Genomic DNA, 18,419 nt, shown 5'->3' with positions numbered 1-18,419 from the left:
GGCACCGAGAGCCTGCTCCAGTGGGAGAAAGGCCAGGCCACGACCATTGCGCGGCCCACGACCCCGCTCACGGGGACGGTGCCCTGGTGCCCGTCGTCGAGGTGGTAGCGGGAGTCGGCGGAGTTGGACCGGTGGTCGCCCATGACGAAGATCCGGCCCGCTGGAACCTTTACCTCGAATTGGATGTGCGAGGGCGGATCGCTGGGGGGCGTGAAGACGTAGGGCTCATCCAGCGGTACGCCGTTGACGGTGACCCTGCCGTCCGTGCCGCAGCACTTGACGGTGTCCCCGCCGACCGCGATGACCCGCTTGATCAGGTCCTGCTCGTTGTTGGACGGCAGCAGACCGATGAACGTCAGGCCCTCCTTGACCTGCTTGACCACGACGGGATCCTCGTCGGGCGACGTCTTCTGCTCGCTCTTGAGCCAGCCGCCGGGGTCCTTGAACACCACGACGTCCCCCCGCTCCGGCTTTGAGCCGAACCAGGGGGTGAGCTTGTCGACCAGGACGCGGTCGCCGATGGTGATCGTCTGCTGCATCGAGCCGGACGGGATCACGAAGGCCTGCACGAGGAAGGTCTTCAGGACGAGGGCGATGAGCAGCGCCACGGTGATCAGCAGCGGTATTTCGCGGACCGCCGATCTGCGTCTGCGCCGTTTGACGCGGCGGGCGAGCCGGCGCCGGTCCGCGCGGCCGCTCTGGGCGCGCCGGCCTCCGGCGGCCGGCGTGGTGGTGGGGCGGGTCCCGGTGGGCAGCGGCTGGTCGCGCGCCTCGGCGCGGGGCCGGCCCCGGCTACCCATGTCCGCCGCCCGGATCTCGTACGGCCGCGAAGGCGTCGGAGTTTTTGACCGACGTCCACCGCGCGAACGGCCAGCCGATCACCTCGGCGCGCCCGATCACCCGGTCCACCGGCACCATGCCGCCCCCGGGGTCGCCGAGGTGGTCGCGGGAGTCGCTGGAGCGGGAGCGGTGGTCGCCGAGCATCCACAGGGTGCCCTCGGGCACGACGATGTCGAAGGGCACCTGGGAGGGGCTGTCGCCGGGATGGAGATAGGGCTCGTCGACGGCTGTGCCGTTCACCTCGATCCTCCCGTGCCGGTCGCAGCACACGACGTGGTCGCCGCCCACGCCGATCACGCGCTTGACGTAGTCGGTCTCGGCGGGCTCGCTCAGGCCGAGGGCCGCTCCCATGGAACGTACGGCACGCCCCACCGGGTTCCCCTCGGGTGCCTCCCGCACGAAGGAGCCCCGGCCGTCGAAGACGACGACGTCGCCGCGCCGGGGACTGTCACCGAAGCGGTAGGCGAGCTTGTCCACCAGGACGCGGTCGCCGACCTGGAGGGTTGGTTCCATCGAGCCGCTGGGGATGAGGAAGGGCTGCATCACGAAGTGGCTGAGCAGCAGCAGGAACACGACGCAGAGCGCGAAGAGGGCCCCCGCTTTGCGCCAGGGGCCGTCCAGGCGGCGCGTCAGGGTCGTGAAACGCGCGGAGCGCGACCCCCGTGCGGACCCCTGGTCGGGGTCGGCGCGAGGGTCGCGCTCCGTGTGCTGTGCTTCGGTGTCCATCGGGGCCAGAGCTTATCCGGCCGCCGTCAAACCCGTACGCGGGTGTGAGCCGGGGCTCAGCGGTCGCGCTTCTCCTTGATCTTCGCGGCCTTGCCGCGCAGCTCACGGAGGTAGTACAGCTTGGCGCGACGGACGTCACCGCGGGTCACGACCTCGATCTTCTCGAAGATCGGGGAGTTCACCGGGAAGGTGCGCTCGACGCCGACGGAGAAGGAGACCTTGCGGACCGTGAAGGTCTCGGAGACACCGGCGCCCTGGCGGCGGATGACAACGCCCTTGAACTGCTGGATACGGGAGCGGTTGCCCTCGATGACGCGGACGTGGACGTTGACGGTGTCACCCGGGCGGAAGGCCGGGACGTCGCTGCGCAGCGTGGCGGCGTTGACGGAGTCGAGCAGGCTTGCCATGAAGGACTACTTCCTCACTGATGCCACAGGTCATCAGCGGAATTGGAGATGAATGGGGTGTTGTGCGGTTCAGGCGGGCGTCGTTCCCCCTGTGGCAGGGGCGCCGGCCGGCGCACAGCAGCTGCCTATTCTTCCACGTCGGCGGGCCTGCGCCAAAATCGGCCGCCGGGCTCGGGTGCCCAGCCGAGGATGGAGAGGGTTTCGCGGTCCTTCTTGTCGAAGGCGGCGGCGTCGCACCGCTCGATCAGATCGGGCCGGTTGAGGGCGGTCCGCCGCAGCGCCTCGTCCCGTCGCCACCGGGCGATCCTGCCGTGGTGGCCGCTGAGCAGCACGTCGGGGATGGTGCGGCCGCGCCACTGCGGGGGCTTGGTGTAGACGGGGCCTTCGAGGAGGTTGGCCATGGCGCCGGGCGCGAAGGAGTCGTCGCGGTGGGACTCGGCGTTGCCGAGGACGCCGGGAAGCAGCCGGGCGACGGCCTCGGTGATCACGAGGACGGCCGCCTCGCCGCCGGCCAGGACGTAGTCGCCGATGGACACCTCGTAGACGGGCAGCCGGGTGGCGTACTCGTCCATGACGCGGCGGTCGATGCCTTCGTAGCGGGCCGGCGTGAAGATCAGCCAGGGCCGTTCGGAGAGCTCGACGGCGAGTTCCTGGGTGAAGGGCCGACCGCTGGGGGTGGGCACGACCAGGACGGGGCCGTGCGCGCCGGACTCGTATCCGTTCGCCAGGGCCTCGTCCAGGCACTCCCCCCAGGGCTCGGTCTTCATGACCATGCCGGGGCCGCCGCCGTAGGGGGTGTCGTCGACCGTGTTGTGGCGGTCGTGGGTCCAGTCCCGCAGGTCGTGTACGTGGACGTCGAGTTGGCCGCGGGCTCGGGCCTTGCCGACCAGGGAGACGTTCAGCGGTTCGAGGTATTCGGGGAAGATCGTGACGACGTCGAGGCGCATCAGTGCCCGTCCCCGGCGTTCGCGGAACCCTCGCCGGGCTCTGCCGACGGGCCCTCGCCGGGCTCCCCGGACGGGTCCTGGCCGGGCCCTGCGGACCGGTCCTCGCCCGTCTCCTCGTCCCGGGCCGAGGCGATCTCGGCGCGGTCGTCGATGAGGCCGGGCGGCGGGTCGATGACCGCGCGCTGCGTCTCCAGGTCGATCTCCGTGACGATCTGCTCGACGAACGGGATCATCACCTCGGTGCCGTCGGGGCGCTCCACGATGAACAGGTCCTGCGAGGGCAGGTGGGTGATCTCGGTGATGCGGCCGACCTCGGTGCCGTCGGCGAGCACCACGTCGAGGTCCATGAGCTGGTGGTCGTAGTACGCGTCGGGCTCGTCCGGAAGCTCCGATGGGTCCACGTCGGCGATCAGGAGGGTGTTGCGCAGCGCCTCGGCGGCGTTGCGGTCGCGTACGCCCTCGAAGCGCAGCAGCAGCCGGCCGCTGTGCACGCGGCCTGACTCGATGGTCAGCGGACCCGTCGAGGCGGGGTCGGTGGTGAGGACGGCGCCGGGGCCGAGCCTCAGCTCCGGCTCGTCGGTGCGCACCTCGACGGTGACCTCGCCCTTGATGCCGTGGGCGCGGCCGATCCGCGCGACTACCAACTGCACGCTTGCTTCTCCTTCGGACAGCTTCAGACAGGTTCGGGCGACTTCCGACAACCGCGGCCCCGGTGCGGCCGCGGTCTTCGTTCTGGCCATAGCCACTATGGCCCGGAATACGACTACGGGCCGGGGAGGGCCGAAAGCCCTCCCCGGCCCGAGCCGGCGTATCTAGGTAAAGCGACCCATCTGGTCAGCGGACCTGGTCCACGTCGACGAGGTCGACCCGGATGCCACGTCCGCCGATTGCGCCCACGACGGTGCGCAGGGCGCGGGCGGTACGGCCGTTGCGGCCGATCACCTTGCCGAGGTCGTCGGGGTGGACCCGGACCTCCAGCACGCGCCCCCGGCGCAGGTTGCGCGAGGCGACCTGCACGTCGTCGGGGTTGTCGACGATGCCTTTCACGAGGTGCTCGAGAGCCTCCTCGAGCATGCTCAGGCCTCGGTCGACTCGGCGGCGGCCTCGGCCTCGTCCGCCTTCTTCTCGGTCTTCTTGGCCTTCTGGGTGATGGCCTCACCCTTGGCCTCGTCGGCCTCGAGGGTCTTGGCGAAGGCCTCGAAGGAAGCGCGCTTGTCGTCCTTCGTCTCCGGCTGGAGCAGCGGCGCGGGGGCCGGCAGGCCCTTGTGCTTCTGCCAGTCGCCGGTGAGCTTCAGGATGGCGAGAACGGCCTCGGTCGGCTGGGCGCCGACGGACAGCCAGTACTGCGCACGCTCGGCGTCGACCTCGATGCGCGACGGGTTGTACGTCGGGTGGTACAGACCGATTTCCTCGATCGCGCGACCGTCACGGCGAGTGCGGGCGTCGGCGACGACGATGCGGTAGTGCGGCTGGCGAATCTTGCCGAGGCGCTTGAGCTTGATCTTGACTGCCACTGGAGTGGTGTCTCCTGGTCTTGACGTGGTTGGGCACATGAGATGCCACGTGGGGTTGCGGTACTCGGGTGCCCGATGGACGCGTCAGCCGGAGGCGAGAGGGTTCCTGTGCGGCTGTCGAGTACAGCTAGCCATTGTGCCACATGCCCGCGGTGCTCACGCCGGGGGTCCGTGGGGCACCCCCGGTGGGCCCGCTCCCCCGGACCTCGCCGCCCCTGCCGGCGGCCGGGCCCGGGGTCAGCCGACCGCGGCGACCACCACCTCGGCCCCTTCCGGAATGCGGAACGGCTTGCCGCAGCCGCCGCAGACGATGGGCGCCTGGGCCAGCACGGACGGCACGACGCGGACGTTGCGCCCGCAGTCGCAGACCGCCTTGACCCGCACGCCGCCTCCGGAGGAGCCGTGCCGGGCGGCGGGGCCGCGGAAGGAGCGCTTGGTGTCGGCGGCGGTGGCCACGGTGTGCGCCTTGAGCGCGCGTTGCAGCCGTTCGATGGTGGGGCGGTAGCGGCGCCTGGCCTCGGCGTTCAGCGTGACCAGGGAGAAGCCGCTGCTGGGGTGCGGTTCCTCGGGGTGGTCGAGGCCGAGCTCCTCGGCGATCGCCAAAAACCTCCGGTTGTGGTAGCGGCCGGCGCGGGAGGTGTCGCGGACACCGCGGGCGGCGGCAATGCCGTGGACTGCCTCATGGAGCAGTCGCTCGAAGGAGAGCTCGGCGCCACAGGCTGACGACGACTCTCCGATCAGGGACTCGGGCGCGGCTAGGTCCGGCAGCTCGGGGTGGTACCGCTGAATGTCGGCCCACGCCTGTGCCAGCTCTGCGGCGAGAACAGGTGGTGTCGTGCTCACGTCGTGACAACGAGCCGCAGTGCCGCTGTGTTCCTATTCCGGGGCATCCCAAATAATTTGCTCGTACCCGTCAGTTGGCATTGATGCGTGCGGACGAGGGCGGGTGCGCTGATCTGCGGAGAAGGCTCACAGCTCACACCAAGGTATGACGTAGCGGCGTGTACGCCCCGGCGCGTAGCACAAGTCCACACGCCGGAGCGGCCCTTGCCGTCCGGTGCACAAGAAGGGTTTCGGCCGAGTCGTGGCCGCATCCGCGCCAGTGGCGGCGGACGGTGCTTTCCTCGGGCCTCCCTCAATGGGCGCGGGTCTCCCTCAGTAGGCGCGGGCCACGATCGCGACCGTACCGGGCGCGTCGTCGCCGGCGGGCACCGACCCGTCCTCGGCGACCAGGCACCGCACGGACACCGCCTGTTCGGCGAGCTCGGCCTCGCCCTCGGGGCCGAGGTCGGCCCACGGGATGCGCGCCCAGCCGCCGGCGACCGCGGCCTCGGCGGCCTCACCCGGCGTGGCTACGTCGCTGGTACGGGACTCCCGGCGCTCGCGGGACTGCTTCAGGAGCAGCGCCTGGTCCTCTTCGAGGACGGTGGGCAGCAGTTCGGCGAGCTTGTCGAGGGAGACGGCCTCCTTGCCGCCGGGGATGCGGCGGGCCAGCATCGCCGTGCCGGCCTCCAGGTCGCGCGGGCCGATCTCGACGCGGACCGGGACGCCCTTGAGCTCCCAGTCCACCGCGCGGCGCCCGAAGGGGGTCTCCACCCGGTCGTCGACCTGCACGCGCAGCCCTGCCGCCTTGAGGCGGTCGCCCACCTCGCGGGCCTTGGCGACGGCCTCGTCGCCCTTGATCGCCACGACCACGACCTGGACGGCGGCGAGCCGGGGCGGCACCCGCAGGCCGTTGTCGTCGCCGTGCGACATGATCAGACCGCCGACCATGCGGGTGGAGACGCCCCAGGAGGTCTGCCAGACCAGCTCCTGCTTGCCCTCCTTGGACAGGTACTGGGTCTGGAAGGCCTTGGCGAAGTTGGTGCCCAGCTCGTGGCTCGTGCCCATCTGGAGCGCCTTCCCGTCGCCCATCATCCCTTCCAGAGTGAGGGTGTTGATGGCTCCGGCGAAGCGCTCCTTGGCGGTCTTGCGGCCGAGGACCACGTCGATGCCGAGGACGTTGATCATGAAGTCGGCGTAGACGTCCCGGTGGATGCGGGCCGCGTAGTCGCGTGCGTCCTCATAGGTGGCGTGGGCGGTGTGGCCCTCCTGCCACAGGAATTCGCTCGTACGCAGGAAGACGCGCGGGCGCATCTCCCAACGGACCACGTTGGCCCACTGGTTGATGAGCAGGGGCAGGTCGCGGTAGCTCTGGATCCACTTCGAGAAGGAATCGTTGATGATCGTCTCGGAGGTGGGGCGGACCACGACGGGCTCTTCGAGCTCCTTGCCGCCACCGTGCGTGACCACCGCGAGCTCGGGCGCGAAGCCCTCGACGTGCTCAGCTTCGCGAGTCAGGTAAGACTGGGGGATGAAGAGCGGGAAGTAGGCGTTCTGGGCGCCCGCTTCCTTGATGCGTACGTCCATCTCGTGCTGCATCCGCTCCCACAGGCCGTAGCCGTACGGTCGGATCACCATGGTGCCGCGCACGGGACCGTTGTCCGCGAGTTCGGCCTTGTTGATCAGATCCTGGTACCAGCGCGGGAAGTCTTCCGCCTGGGGCGTGAGAACGGGTGCCTTTGCCATGGCGCGAATGGTACGGCGCGTGGGTGGCGGAGCGTGAATCGCCTTCCGGCCCCCCGGTCGTGCCGTGCGCGGTGCGCGCCGGGCGCCTTCGCCCTCTGGACGCGGGGCGGGATGCGGAGTTCCCTGGCATACGGGGGGAATGGCGCGGAGACTTTCACGGAGACTTTCACGGGGGGCTCATCCAGACACAGCTGACATCTCGGCGGATTGGGGCGCTTTCCATGACACCAACGCTCGTCCGGCATCAGACCCGCACGGCCTTCGCCCCCGCGGCGGGCTCGTCCGAGCGCGCGCGGGACTGGGCGGAGATCCAGGAACGCATGCTGGTCCCTCTCATCGAGGCGGCGTACGAACGCCTCGACGTCGGCCCGGCCACCCGGCTCCTCGAACTCGGCTGCGGCTCGGGCCTCGCGCTGCTGACGGCCGCGTCCAGGGGCGCCGCGGTGACCGGCGTGGACCGTCCCGAGCGCGCGGCCCGGCTCGCGCTGGCGCGCAGGCGTCTGCTGCCGGAGGCGGGCTGGGACGGCGCGCCGGGGATGGGCGCGACCCGGGTGGTGTCGGGCGGCGTCGCGGACGCGACCGGGCCGGGCGGCAGGCCGTACAACTTGATCACCGCGTTCGAACCGGTCGGCTACGTGTCCGGTGACACCGAGAGCCTGGTGCCGGCGCTCGCCTCGGCCGTGGGGCTCGCCGAGCGGGGCAGCGCGGTGGTGCTGGCCGGCTGGGGGCCGCCCGAGCGGTGTGCCACCTCGGCGGTGCTGCGCGTGGCGACCCGCCTCGCCGGCCGTTCGGGCGACGCGCCGGGCTGGCGGCCGAGCCGGCGTGACGATCTGGAGGACGTGGCGGCGCGCGCGGGCCTCAAGCCGGACGGTTCGGGCCGGGTGGCGTGCCCCTTCGGGTACGCGGACCTGGACAGCGCGATACGGGGCCTGCTGTCGACGGGCGCGTTCGACGCGGCGGCCCGCGCCACGGACCAGGCCCAGGTGGAGAAGGAACTCGTGGAGGCGCTGCACGGGCACGTCCGGCGGGACGGCACGGTGTGGATGCCCAATGTCTTCCGGTATCTGATCGCCCGCACCCCCTGACGGGCCCGTCCGGCACGCGCACAGGTCACCCCAACCACCTTGCGTGGCACGGTGGTTGGGGTGACCTGTGGCGCCGGGCCCGGCAGCCTCACCACGTACGCGCCGGGCTCGGGGCGGCTACGCCTGCGTCCTCACCGGGCGGGGGATGCCGGCCGCGCGGTAGGCGGCCTCCTCCTCCAGGGTCTCGGCCGTGAGCAGCGCCTGGGCCAGCGCGTCCAGCCTGTCGCGGTTGTCGCGCAGGAGGCGGCACGCCCGCTCGTAGCACTCATCCACGACGCGGCGCATCTCGGCGGCGATGGCGTCCAGGGTGGCGGGCGCGGCGGACAGGCCATAAGCCTGCTGGGCGTCGCTCGGCAGCGCGGCGAGCGGCCCGATGCGCTCGCTCATGCCCCAGCGCGCGACCATGCCGCGGACGAGGTTGGTGACCTGTTCGAGGTCGTTCTCGGCGCCGGTGGTGACGGCGTCGAAGACGATCCGCTCGGCGGCCATGCCGCCGAGCGCCCCGATGATCCGGCCGCGCAGGTACTCCTCGGTGTACGCGTACCGGTCGGCGTCGGGAGTGGACAGGGTGACACCGAGCGCCCGGCCGCGCGGCACGATGGTGACCTTGCGGACCGGGTCCGCGCCGGGCTGGAGCATGCCGAGCAGCGCGTGCCCGCTCTCGTGATAGGCGGTGCGCCGGCGCTCCTCGTACGGCATCACCAGGGGCCGCTCGGCGCCGAGTTGGACCTTTTCCAGGGCGTCGGAGAGGTCGGCCTGGCCGACTTGGCGCCGCTGTCGCTTGACGGCGAGCAGGGCCGCTTCGTTGGCGAGGTTGGCGAGGTCGGCGCCGGTCATGCCGGGGGTGGTGCGGGCGACCTGTTCCAGGTCGACGTCCTTGGCCAGCGGGATCTCCCGGGTGTGGATCTTCAAGATGGCGGCGCGGCCGTCGCGGTCGGGTGGGCTGACGTGGACGACGCGGTCGAAGCGGCCGGGACGGGTGAGCGCCGGGTCCAGGACGTCGGAGCGGTTGGTGGCGGCGAGCACGATGACGCCCTCGGAGCCGGAGAAGCCGTCCATCTCGGTGAGGATCTGGTTGAGGGTCTGTTCGCGCTCGTCGTGGCCGCCCATGCCGGAACCGCCGCCCCTGGCCCGGCCGATGGTGTCGATCTCGTCGATGAAGACGATCGCGGGGGCGACCTTGCGGGCCTCGGCGAAGAGCTCCCGTACGCGCGAGGCGCCCACGCCCACGATCATCTCGATGAACTCGGAGGCCGACGCGGAGAAGAACGGCACCCCCGCCTCCCCCGCGACGGCCCGCGCAAGGAGCGTCTTGCCGGTGCCGGGAGGTCCCGCGAGCAGCACGCCGCGGGGCATCCTCGCGCCCATCTCCCGGTAGGCGGCGGGGTTTTTGAGGAAGTCGACGACGTCGTTGAGTTCGCCCTCGACCTCGTCGATGCCGGCCACGTCCTCGAAGGTGGTGCGCTTGCCGTCGGAGCCCGTCTCGACGGGCTTGGGCGGGGCCTTGCGGCCGAGCATCCCGCCGGCCCCGCCGCCGAGACCCGCGCTCACGCGCCGGGCGATGAAGAGCCACAGGACGACCAGGAGCAGCATCGGGGCGAGCGAGATGAGCAGGTTGGCGAGGAAGCTGCGGTGTTCGACGACGGGTTCGGCGGTGACGGTGACGTGCTGCTTGGTGAGCTGGGACCACAGGTCGTCGTCCGCGAACGTGGGGCGCTGGGTGGTGAATTCGGTGTAGTCGCCGCTGCCCTCGCCGGAGGGGACGGGTGCCTTGTTCTTGAGCTTGCCCTGGATGGCGTCGCCCTTGGCGTAGATCTTGGAGACGTTGCCGGCCGTGACCTGCTTGCTGAACTCGGTGTACGAGACGGTGCTCTCGTCGCCGTCGTTGAAGAGCGAGAGGATCAGGTTGGTGACGAGGTAGACGATCAGCGCGGTGAGGATCAGCCGGCCCCAGCCGCCCGGCATCTTCTTCCTCGGCGCGGGCGGCGGTGGCGCCCCTTCGGAGCGCCACGGCTGGTCGGGGCGTTCGCGCGGGGGTACGGAAGTGGGCACGTGGCTCTCCTCATGGCCGGTACGCGCCATTATTGGAGAGCGGGACGAAGGGGGCATTCCGGGCGGTCCTGACGGGTCGGCCGGTCCTGCCGCCATGGGGCGCCCGAGCGGCGCACGGGGCCGGGTACGCGTGCGGGGCCGGGTACGCGCACGGGGCCGGGTACGCGCACGGGGCCGGGTACGCGCACGGGGCCGGGTACGCGCACGGGGCGCGCCCGGACCTGCCGGGGGCGCCCCGCACGCGTACGGCCGTCGGGCCTCAGCCCATGAACTTCTTGAACTCGTCGGGCAGCTCGAAGTTCTTCTGCTCCTCCGCCAAGGGCAGGCCGAGCGCGCCGCCCTGCGCCTTGCGCTCGGCGGCGGCGGCCTCCTCGGCCTTGCGCTTCATCGGGTTGCCGCTCTTGCGCTTGCCCTTGCCCTGCTTGATCTGCTTCTTCTGCCGGCCGGGGCCGCCGCCCATGCCCGGGATCCCCGGCATGCCGGGCATCCCGCCGCCCTGGGCCATCCGGGACATCATCTTGCGGGCGTCGAAGAATCGCTCGACCAGGTTCTTCACCGCGCTGACCTCGACGCCGGAACCCTTGGCGATACGGGCGCGGCGCGAGCCGTTGATGATCGTCGGGTCCTGGCGCTCGCCCGGGGTCATCGACTTGATGATGGCCGCGGTGCGGTCCACGTCCCGCTCGTCGATGTTGTTGATCTGGTCCTTGATCTGCCCCATGCCGGGCAGCATGCCGAGCAGCTTGGAGATGGAGCCCATCTTGCGGACCTGCTCCATCTGGGCCAGGAAGTCGTCGAGCGTGAAGTCCTTGCCCTTGCTCGACGCCAGCTTGGAGGCCATCTTCTCGGCCTCGGCCTGGCTGAACGTCTTCTCCGCCTGCTCGATCAGGGTGAGCAGGTCACCCATGTCGAGGATGCGGGAGGCCATGCGGTCGGGGTGGAAGGCGTCGAAGTCTTCCAGCTTCTCGCCGTTGGAGGCGAACATGATCTGCTTGCCGGTGACGTGGGCGATCGAGAGCGCCGCGCCGCCGCGCGCGTCGCCGTCGAGCTTGGAGAGCACCACGCCGTCGAAGCCGACACCGTCGCGGAAGGCCTCCGCGGTGTTGACCGCGTCCTGGCCGATCATCGCGTCGACGACGAAAAGGACCTCGTCGGGGCGCACCGCGTCGCGGATGTCCGCGGCCTGCCGCATCAGCTCCTGGTCGATGCCGAGGCGTCCGGCGGTGTCGACCACGACCACGTCGTACTGCTTGGAGCGGGCGAACTCGATGGAATCCTGCGCGACCTTGACCGGGTCGCCGACGCCGTTGCCCGGCTCGGGCGCGTAGACGGCGACGCCCGCGCGCTCGGCGACGACGCTCAGCTGGTTGACGGCGTTGGGACGCTGGAGGTCGCACGCCACCAGGAGCGGGGAGTGACCCTGCCCCTTGAGCCACTTGCCGAGCTTTCCGGCGAGGGTGGTCTTACCGGCACCCTGGAGGCCCGCGAGCATGATCACGGTGGGCGCGGTCTTGGCGAACCTGAGGCGCCGGGTCTCGCCGCCGAGGATGCCGACAAGCTCCTCGTTGACGATCTTGATGACCTGCTGCGCGGGGTTGAGGGCCTGGGAGACCTCGATGCCGGACGCGCGCTCCTTGACCTGCTTGATGAAGGCGCGCACGACGGGGAGCGCGACATCGGCCTCCAGGAGCGCGATGCGGATCTCGCGCGCCGTGGCGTCGATGTCCGCCTCGCTCAAGCGTCCTTTGCCCCGGAGGTTCTTGAACGTCGCACTCAGGCGGTCGGAAAGGGTATCGAACACGGTGGTCGCGGGTCCTCGGCTCGTGGGGCGGTCGGGTGAACGACCCCAGGGTATCCCGGCGGATGGTGGTGCGCGGGGGTGCCTGCGGCGCGCATCCCCTCGCACCGCCCCGACGCCGTACCTCTACACCGGCCCACACGCGTCGGACAGGGCCGACTCCAGCTCGCGGGCGACCTCCACCGCCTCGCCCGGCGCGAGCGGCGCTCCTTCGCCGTCCGTCACATAGAAGGCGTCCACGGCGTTGGAGCCCAGCGTCGAGACGTGCGCGGAGCGCACCCGCACTCCGGCCCCTTCCAGGGCGTGGCCGATGCGGTGCAGCAGGCCGGGCACGTCCTGGGCGCGCACCTCGATGACGGTGGCGTGCCGCGAGGCGGAGGGCGCCACCGTCACGCGCGGCGGTGGCGCCTCGCCGCGACGGCGGGGCTGGGCCGCGGCGCGTTCGGCGAGCCGGGCCCCGATGTCGAGGGATCCCTCCAGCGCCCGCACCAGGTCCGCGCGCAGCCGCGCCGCCTGCGGCAGCGAGCCGTACTCCGCGGCCACCCGCCACTGAAGGAGCAGCACCGGGCCGCCCACCGGGTCGGGCAGGTCCAGGACGCGCAGTTCCGCGGTGCGCACGGTCAGGCGGTGCAGGGCGAGGACGCCGGCCGTCGTGGGCAGCACGTTCGGCTGGTCGGGGACGGCGATCAGGAGTTCCACCCCGAGCGGTTCCGCCTCCTGCTGCCCCGGCGGCGCGTCGGCGTGGGCGCGCAAGGCGAGGGCCGGGCCGCCGGTGCGGTGCGCCTCCACGGCGAGGCGTTCTTGTGGTGCGGTGAGCTCGGGGGGCTCTGGGTCGGCGGGCTCGCCCGCGAGGACGGCGGCGACCCTCTTGACCAGGTCGCCGACGAGCGCGCCGCGCCAGGACGACCACGCGGCGGGCCCGGTCGCCAGCGCGTCCGCCTCGGTCAGGGCGTGCAGCAGTTCGAGGGTGCCCGCCGAGCCGACCGCGTCGGCCACCGCCCGCACGGTCGCCGGGTCGTCGAGGTCGCGCCGGGTCGCGGTCTCGATGAGCAGCAGATGATGGCGTACGAGTGCGGCGACGACGGCCGTGTCGGCGGCGCCGAAGCCGACGCGGGCGGCGATGTCGCGGGCGACGGCCTCGCCGGCCACCGAGTGGTCGCCGGGACGGCCCTTGCCGATGTCGTGCAGCAGGGCCGCGATCAGGAGCAGATCGGGGCGGTGCACCCGGCGGGTGAAGTGGGAGGCGCGCACGGCGGTCTCCACCAGGTGGCGATCGACGGTCCAGGTGTGCACGGCGTTGCGCTGGGGCCGGCAGCGCACCCGTTCCCAGTCGGGCAGCAGGCCCGTGATCAGGCCTTCCGCCTCCAGTGCCTCCCAGACCTGGACGGTGGCGGCGCCCGCGCCGAGCAGCGCCACGAGCCGGTCGCGGGCCTCGGCGGGCCAGGGCACCGGCAGCGGCCTGGCCGTGGCGGCGAGGCGGCGTACGGCGTGCGGGGAGATGGGCAGGCCGCTCTGGGCGGCCGCGGCGGCCGCGCGCAGCGCCAGCGCGGGGTCCTTCTCGGGACGCGCGGTCAGCGCGAGCACCACCTCGCCGTCCTGCTCGACGACGCCTTCGGCGAGCGGGGTGCGGGCGGGGGCGCCGGTGTGGCCGCCGCCGAAGAGCCGGCGCAGGCGCGGCCGGGCGGAGCGGGCGCGCAGCACCCGGGAGACCTCGCGCCAGGTGACGTCGCCTGCGTAGGAGATGACGCGGGCCGACTCCGAGACCTGACGGAGCATCACATCGGCGTCGGGGAGCCCCAGTTCGGCCGCCACGGCGTCCTGCTCCTGGAGCGCCAGACGGTCCGTCGAGCGGCCGGTGCACTGGTGCAGCGCGTCACGCACATCCAGGAGGCGACGCCTGGCTTCGACAAGGCCCTGCCTGGGCGCGTCCGCGAGCCAGGAGGCGGCGACCGCGCGCAGGGCGGTCGCGTCCCGCAGTCCGCCCCTGGCCTCCTTGAGGTCGCCCTCCAGGAGGTACTGCAACTCGCCCTGGCGCCGGGCCCGTTCACGGCACAGCTCGTCCAGCTCGGGCAGGCGCCTGGCGGCGGTGTCGCGCCAGTCCGCAAGGACGGTGGTGCGCAGCGCGGACGTCAGGGCGGGGTCGCCCGCGACATGGCGGGCGTCCAGGAGGCCCAGCTGCACCTTGAGGTCTTCGCCCGCCGTCGCACGAGCCTGGGCGGGGGTGCGCACGGAGTGGTCGAGGGCGAGACCGAGATCCCACACCGGGTACCAGAGGCGGTCGGCGAGCAGGGCGACGGCGCTGTCGCCGCTGCGCCCGTCGTGCAGGAGCAGCAGGTCGAGGTCGCTGCGCGGAGAGAGCTCGCCGCGTCCGTAGCCGCCGACGGCGACCAGGGACGCGCCGCTCACCCCGGCCTCGGTGGCCGCGTCGGCGAACAGCGCGGCCAGCCACCGGTCGGTCAGCTCGGCGAGCGCGGCCCGGCGCGGCGGCCCGGACATCTCCCCGTCGGCGAGAAGGCGCTGCCGGGCCGCCGCGTAGCCGGCCGACGCACTGGCACCGTCGTGGGACTGGGCACTGGATTCCACGCTCGTCACCCCGCAGCTCCTCGCCGTCGCTACAGCGCGTCGGGGCCGCGCTCGCCCGTGCGCACCCGGACCGCCGTCTCGACGGGCATGCTCCACACCTTGCCGTCACCGATCTTTCCGGTGCGGGCGGCCTTGACCACGACCTCGATGAGTTCTTCGGCGTCCCCGTCCTCCACCAGGACCTCGACGCGGATCTTGGGTACGAGGTCGACGGTGTACTCGGCGCCCCGGTAGACCTCGGTGTGGCCGCGCTGGCGCCCGTAGCCGCTGGCCTCGGTCACGGTCAGGCCCTGGACGCCGAACGCCTGGAGGGCCTGCTTGATCTCGTCGAGCCGGTGCGGCTTGACGACCGCGGTGATGAGCTTCATGCGTCCACCTTCTTGTTCGCTGCCAGGTCGCCCGGGACGGCCACGGCCCTGCGGGGCGCGGTGCCACCGCCCGCGCCGCTGAAGTCGTAGGCGGTCTCGGCGTGTTCGACCTGGTCGATGCCGGAGATCTCGTCGTCCTCGGGGACCCGCATCCCGATCGTCTTGTCGAGGGCGAGGGCGAGGACCGCGGAGACCACGAGGGAGTAGCCAAGGACGGCGCCCACGCCGAGGGCCTGCTTGCCGAGCTGGTCGAGGCCGCCTCCGTAGAAGAGGCCCTTGGCGGTGGACTGTACGCCGCCGGTCGCGAAGAGGCCGACGAGCAGCGAGCCGGTGATGCCGCCGACCATGTGGACGCCGACGACGTCGAGTGAGTCGTCGAATCCGAAGCGGTACTTGAGGTTGATCGCCATGGCGCACAGCACACCCGCGATGACGCCGATGGCGATCGCGCCGAGCGGGCTGACGCAGCCGCCGGAGGGCGTGATGGCGACCAGGCCCGCGACCGCGCCGGACGCGGCGCCGAGCGTGGTGAACGAGCCGTGGCGGAGCTTTTCGTACAGCAGCCAGGCCAGCATGGCGGCGGCGGTGGCGACCTGGGTGTTGACGAACATCACGGCGCCCACGCCGTCGTCGTTGCCGAGCCAGGATCCCGCGTTGAAGCCGAACCAGCCGAACCAGAGCAGTCCCGCGCCGAGCATGACCAGCGGCAGGCTGTGCGGCCGCATCGGGTCCTTCTTGAAGCCGACGCGCTTGCCGATCACCAGGATCACGCCGAGTGCGGCCGCTCCCGCGTTGATGTGCACGGCGGTGCCGCCGGCGAAGTCGATGACGCCCTTCTTGAACAGCCAGCCGTCCGAGGCCCACACCCAGTGCGCGACGGGGAAGTAGACGATCGTGACCCACAGCGCGGTGAACAGGGCCCAGGCGCTGAACTTGACCCGGTCGGCGAGCGCCCCGCTGATCAGCGCGGGCGTGATGACCGCGAACATGAGCTGGAAGACGGCGAAGACGTAGACGGGGATGCTGTATCCGGGCCACAGCTGCACCAGGCCGATGCCGCTGAGCCCGAAGTAGTCCTTGGACCAGCCGATGAAGCCGTTGCTCTCGCCGAACGCCAGGCTGAAGCCGTAGAGCACCCACAGGATCGTGACGATGCCGAGGCTGATGAAGCTCATCATCAGCATGTTCAGGGTGCTCTTGACGCGGACCATGCCTCCGTAGAAGAAGGCGAGCCCCGGCGTCATGATCATCACCAGTGCCGAGCAGATCAGCATGAATCCGGTGTTGGCGCTGGACAGCTGCGGGGCGGCGGCTGCGAGCGTGATGCTTGGGGGCATCGGCGTCTCCTCGTCGTCAAAGGCGCCGGTGCGGGGGCGCTGCTCGGCGGGAACTGGCTGGTGGCCGGTTGCCCCGAGGTTGCCCCGGCGCGGTTTCCGTCGATGCCGTTCGATGTTTCACCGGGGTGACGAAGGAGGCGGGCGTGTTACGCGTCCGTGAACTGACCGGTGGCGGGGCCCGCGCCGCCGGGCCCCCCGGGCGCGGGACCGGCCGCGGCCTCACCCGCTTGACCTGGCGTGGGGGTGCCGAGTCGGGCAGAACGGGGTGAAGGCCGCGGCCGGGGTCTTGTATGCCGTCGCCGTCGAAACGGCGCCGGTTGGCTCAGACGGCGCCGGGTGGCTCAGACGGCCTCGGCCGTCTCGGGCAGCTCCCTGGTGAGCAGGTCCGTCATCCGGACCACTTCGGCCACGTCCGAGAAGTCACGGGCGGCGGTGTCGACCGTTTTGCGCAGCCGGGTGTTGACCCGCTCGGAACGGACCCGCTTGGCGACCCTGAGGGCCTGCTCGGCCAGCACGGTCGACTGTTCGGGTTCACGCTTGAGCAGGTGCACGGTGGCCATGCCGATCAGGTTCAGGGCGTAGGAGCGCTGGTGCTCCTCGTCCTTGCCGAACAGGGCCACGGCCCGCCCCATCACGGGCTCGGCGAGCGAGGCGTAGGTGGGGCTGCGGCCGGCGACATAGGCGAGGTCGCGGTAGGAGTGGGCGTTCTCCCCGTTGAGTTCGGCCTCGGAGAAGAAGCGGATCCAGTCGGGCTCGGGCTCGCCGTCGAGCGCGGCGTCGCCGAAGGTGTCCTCCGCCATCCGCACGGCCCGCTTGGTCTTGCTGGGCTGGCCCATGTTGGCGTAGGCGCGGGCCTCCATCGCGTACAGCATGGCCTGGGTGCGGGCGGTGGCGCAGTCGCGGCTGCCGTACTGGGCGAGGTGGATGAGCTCAAGGGCGTCGTCGGGCCGGCCGAGGTGGATCATCTGGCGGCTCATCGAGGACAGGATGTACGAGCCGAGCGGCTTGTCTCCGGACTCCTTGGCGGCGTGCAGGGCCAGCACGAAGTACTTCTGGGCGGTGGGCTGCAAACCCACGTCGTAGCTCATCCAGCCGGCCAGTTCGGCGAGTTCGGCCGCGCAGGTGAAGAGGCGTTTGGCGGTGGCGGCCGGCTGCGGCTCCTGGAGCAGGTCGGTCACCTCGTGGAGCTGGCCGACGACGGCCTTGCGGCGCAGGCCCCCGCCGCACTGGGCGTCCCACTGGCGGAACATGGCGGTGGTGGATTCCAGCAGTTCCAGTTCGGGCTTGGAGAGCCGGGAGGGGCGGCGGGCGCTGGCCGCGGTCTCGGGCGGGCCCGGTTCGCTCGGCTGCGCCGGCACGAGCCAGCGCTGCATCGGCTCGATCAGGGAGGGACCGGCGGCCAGCATCAGGGAGGTGCCGAGGAAGCCCCGCCGGGCGAGCATCAGATCGCTGCGGGAGAACTCGCTGAGCAGCGAGACCGTCTGGGGCCCGGCCCACGGCAGGTCGACGCCGGACACCGACGGTGACTGGTGGGCCTGGCGCAGGCCGAGGTCCTCGATGGCGACCACGCTGCCGAAGCGCTCGGAGAACAGCTCCGAGAGGATCCGGGGAATGGGCTCGCGGGGCATCTCGCCGTCGAGCCAGCGGCGGACCCGGGAGGTGTCGGTGCTGATGTGGTGCGCGCCCATCTGGCGCGCCCGGCGGTTCACCTGGCGGGCCAGCTCGCCCTTGGACCAGCCGCTCCGTACGAACCACGAACTCAACTGCTCGTTGGGGCGCTTGCCGGCGCTCGTACCACTGGCCCCACTGCCGCTCACTGGAACGCCCCCATCCGCTCAGACCTCATGTGCGTCGGTTGTGCGTCGATCGCGCGAACCCCTATCAGAATGCCGCTCGTTGGGCCTCCTGTCCCGCGGTTCCACCCGCTCGGACCAGAAACCGGCTTGCCCCCGGCATACCCGGGGGTGCGTATACCCCTGGGTCTGTGTACCGACGGTAATCCTACGATCACGCGTCCTGCCACGGTGATTCCACAAACGCCACCATTCGCCACCCCTTCGAATGAACTCCCCTGCGGGCGGGCGGTATTCACTTGACACGTGGCGATCGGCGTCGGATGGAGCGGAGTGAGCCGGGGCGCGCGGCGCACACCGCACCACCCCTTTCACGACCGTGTCCGACCTGGCGGAAACGG

General features: G+C 71.5%; 15 protein-coding genes and 1 pseudogene. 1 reads left to right on the top strand and 15 read right to left on the bottom strand.

All coding sequences use genetic code 11. From position 1 onward, the window contains the following. Nucleotides 1-86: 86 nt before the first annotated feature. The 9 genes and pseudogenes from lepB (ABR738_RS37785) to proS all read right to left on the bottom strand — a co-directional run. Nucleotides 87-800, bottom strand: a pseudogene (gene lepB, locus ABR738_RS37785) (signal peptidase I); the annotation flags it as partial. Then, a complete protein-coding gene (gene lepB / locus ABR738_RS29215) occupies nucleotides 793-1,566 on the bottom strand; it encodes a signal peptidase I (RefSeq protein ID WP_350232926.1) in 774 nt (257 codons plus the stop codon). The gene lepB (ABR738_RS29215) and the pseudogene lepB (ABR738_RS37785), both read right to left, overlap by 8 nt. Nucleotides 1,567-1,622: 56 nt before the next feature. Then, nucleotides 1,623-1,973, bottom strand: coding sequence for a 50S ribosomal protein L19 (rplS, locus tag ABR738_RS29210; RefSeq protein WP_350232925.1), 351 nt, complete (start codon nucleotides 1,971-1,973; stop codon nucleotides 1,623-1,625). Nucleotides 1,974-2,098: 125 nt separating this feature from the next. Continuing rightward, complete coding sequence (gene trmD / locus ABR738_RS29205) at nucleotides 2,099-2,920, bottom strand: tRNA (guanosine(37)-N1)-methyltransferase TrmD (RefSeq protein WP_350232924.1); 822 nt, start codon at nucleotides 2,918-2,920, stop codon at nucleotides 2,099-2,101. Next, a complete protein-coding gene (gene rimM, locus ABR738_RS29200) occupies nucleotides 2,920-3,570 on the bottom strand; it encodes a ribosome maturation factor RimM (protein ID WP_350232923.1) in 651 nt (216 codons plus the stop codon). Before rimM ends, trmD begins: the two co-directional genes overlap by 1 nt. A 184-nt stretch (nucleotides 3,571-3,754) precedes the next feature. After that, nucleotides 3,755-3,994 (bottom strand): RNA-binding protein, encoded by a 240-nt coding sequence (locus ABR738_RS29195; RefSeq protein ID WP_005311361.1) that lies wholly within the window; start codon nucleotides 3,992-3,994, stop codon nucleotides 3,755-3,757. Between the two features lie 2 nt (nucleotides 3,995-3,996). Then, nucleotides 3,997-4,434 carry a 30S ribosomal protein S16 gene (gene rpsP / locus ABR738_RS29190; protein ID WP_350232922.1) on the bottom strand — a complete coding sequence of 146 codons (438 nt, stop codon included), beginning with the start codon at nucleotides 4,432-4,434 and terminating at the stop codon, nucleotides 3,997-3,999. A 237-nt stretch (nucleotides 4,435-4,671) separates the two neighbouring features. Continuing rightward, nucleotides 4,672-5,277, bottom strand: a complete 606-nt coding sequence (locus ABR738_RS29185) for a hypothetical protein (RefSeq protein ID WP_350232921.1) — start codon at nucleotides 5,275-5,277, stop codon at nucleotides 4,672-4,674. Nucleotides 5,278-5,589: 312 nt separating this feature from the next. Next, nucleotides 5,590-7,002, bottom strand: coding sequence for a proline--tRNA ligase (gene proS / locus ABR738_RS29180; protein WP_350232920.1), 1,413 nt, complete (start codon nucleotides 7,000-7,002; stop codon nucleotides 5,590-5,592). Nucleotides 7,003-7,223: 221 nt separating this feature from the next. Here proS and ABR738_RS29175 point away from each other — a divergent pair, with 221 nt between their 5' ends. Next, nucleotides 7,224-8,087: an SAM-dependent methyltransferase gene (locus ABR738_RS29175; protein ID WP_350232919.1), complete on the top strand. Its 864-nt coding sequence runs from the start codon at nucleotides 7,224-7,226 to the stop codon at nucleotides 8,085-8,087. A 117-nt stretch (nucleotides 8,088-8,204) separates the two neighbouring features. On the opposite strand, the gene ftsH is transcribed toward ABR738_RS29175, so the two are convergent. The 6 genes from ftsH to nsdA all read right to left on the bottom strand — a co-directional run bounded on the left by ftsH (nucleotide 8,205) and on the right by nsdA (nucleotide 18,042). Continuing rightward, nucleotides 8,205-10,139 (bottom strand): ATP-dependent zinc metalloprotease FtsH, encoded by a 1,935-nt coding sequence (gene ftsH / locus ABR738_RS29170; protein WP_502964163.1) that lies wholly within the window; start codon nucleotides 10,137-10,139, stop codon nucleotides 8,205-8,207. 259 nt (nucleotides 10,140-10,398) lie between these two features. Then, entirely contained in the window at nucleotides 10,399-11,940 is a 1,542-nt protein-coding gene (ffh, locus tag ABR738_RS29165) for a signal recognition particle protein (protein WP_350232917.1), read from the bottom strand. A 123-nt stretch (nucleotides 11,941-12,063) separates the two neighbouring features. Further along, complete coding sequence (locus tag ABR738_RS29160; protein WP_350234791.1) at nucleotides 12,064-14,520, bottom strand: [protein-PII] uridylyltransferase; 2,457 nt, start codon at nucleotides 14,518-14,520, stop codon at nucleotides 12,064-12,066. 29 nt (nucleotides 14,521-14,549) lie between these two features. Continuing rightward, the gene (locus tag ABR738_RS29155; RefSeq protein WP_350232916.1) at nucleotides 14,550-14,888 is read right to left on the bottom strand and encodes a P-II family nitrogen regulator; all 339 of its coding nucleotides are present in this window, start codon (nucleotides 14,886-14,888) and stop codon (nucleotides 14,550-14,552) included. Beyond that, a complete protein-coding gene (locus tag ABR738_RS29150; protein ID WP_350232915.1) occupies nucleotides 14,885-16,225 on the bottom strand; it encodes an ammonium transporter in 1,341 nt (446 codons plus the stop codon). Before ABR738_RS29150 ends, ABR738_RS29155 begins: the two co-directional genes overlap by 4 nt. Before the next feature lie 341 nt (nucleotides 16,226-16,566). Beyond that, a complete protein-coding gene (nsdA, locus tag ABR738_RS29145; protein WP_350232914.1) occupies nucleotides 16,567-18,042 on the bottom strand; it encodes a transcriptional repressor NsdA in 1,476 nt (491 codons plus the stop codon). Between the last annotated feature and the right edge of the window lie 377 nt (nucleotides 18,043-18,419).

It is taken from the genome of Streptomyces sp. Edi4, assembly GCF_040253615.1.
Classification (GTDB): Bacteria; Actinomycetota; Actinomycetes; order Streptomycetales; family Streptomycetaceae; genus Streptomyces.
The sequence above is the reverse complement of the archived record's forward strand: the minus strand, read 5'-3'. Positions and strand labels throughout refer to the sequence as shown.

Bases quoted from the DNA above. Each gene is read 5' to 3' on its own strand.
- lepB (WP_350232926.1), bottom strand. From the start codon at position 1,566: ATGGACACCGAAGCACAGCACACGGAGCGCGACCCTCGCGCCGACCCC.
- rplS (WP_350232925.1), bottom strand. From the start codon at position 1,973: ATGGCAAGCCTGCTCGACTCCGTCAACGCCGCCACGCTGCGCAGCGAC.
- trmD (WP_350232924.1), bottom strand. From the start codon at position 2,920: ATGCGCCTCGACGTCGTCACGATCTTCCCCGAATACCTCGAACCGCTG.
- ABR738_RS29195 (WP_005311361.1), bottom strand. From the start codon at position 3,994: ATGCTCGAGGAGGCTCTCGAGCACCTCGTGAAAGGCATCGTCGACAAC.
- proS (WP_350232920.1), bottom strand. From the start codon at position 7,002: ATGGCAAAGGCACCCGTTCTCACGCCCCAGGCGGAAGACTTCCCGCGC.
- ABR738_RS29175 (WP_350232919.1), top strand. From the start codon at position 7,224: ATGACACCAACGCTCGTCCGGCATCAGACCCGCACGGCCTTCGCCCCC.
- ABR738_RS29155 (WP_350232916.1), bottom strand. From the start codon at position 14,888: ATGAAGCTCATCACCGCGGTCGTCAAGCCGCACCGGCTCGACGAGATC.
- ABR738_RS29150 (WP_350232915.1), bottom strand. From the start codon at position 16,225: ATGCCCCCAAGCATCACGCTCGCAGCCGCCGCCCCGCAGCTGTCCAGC.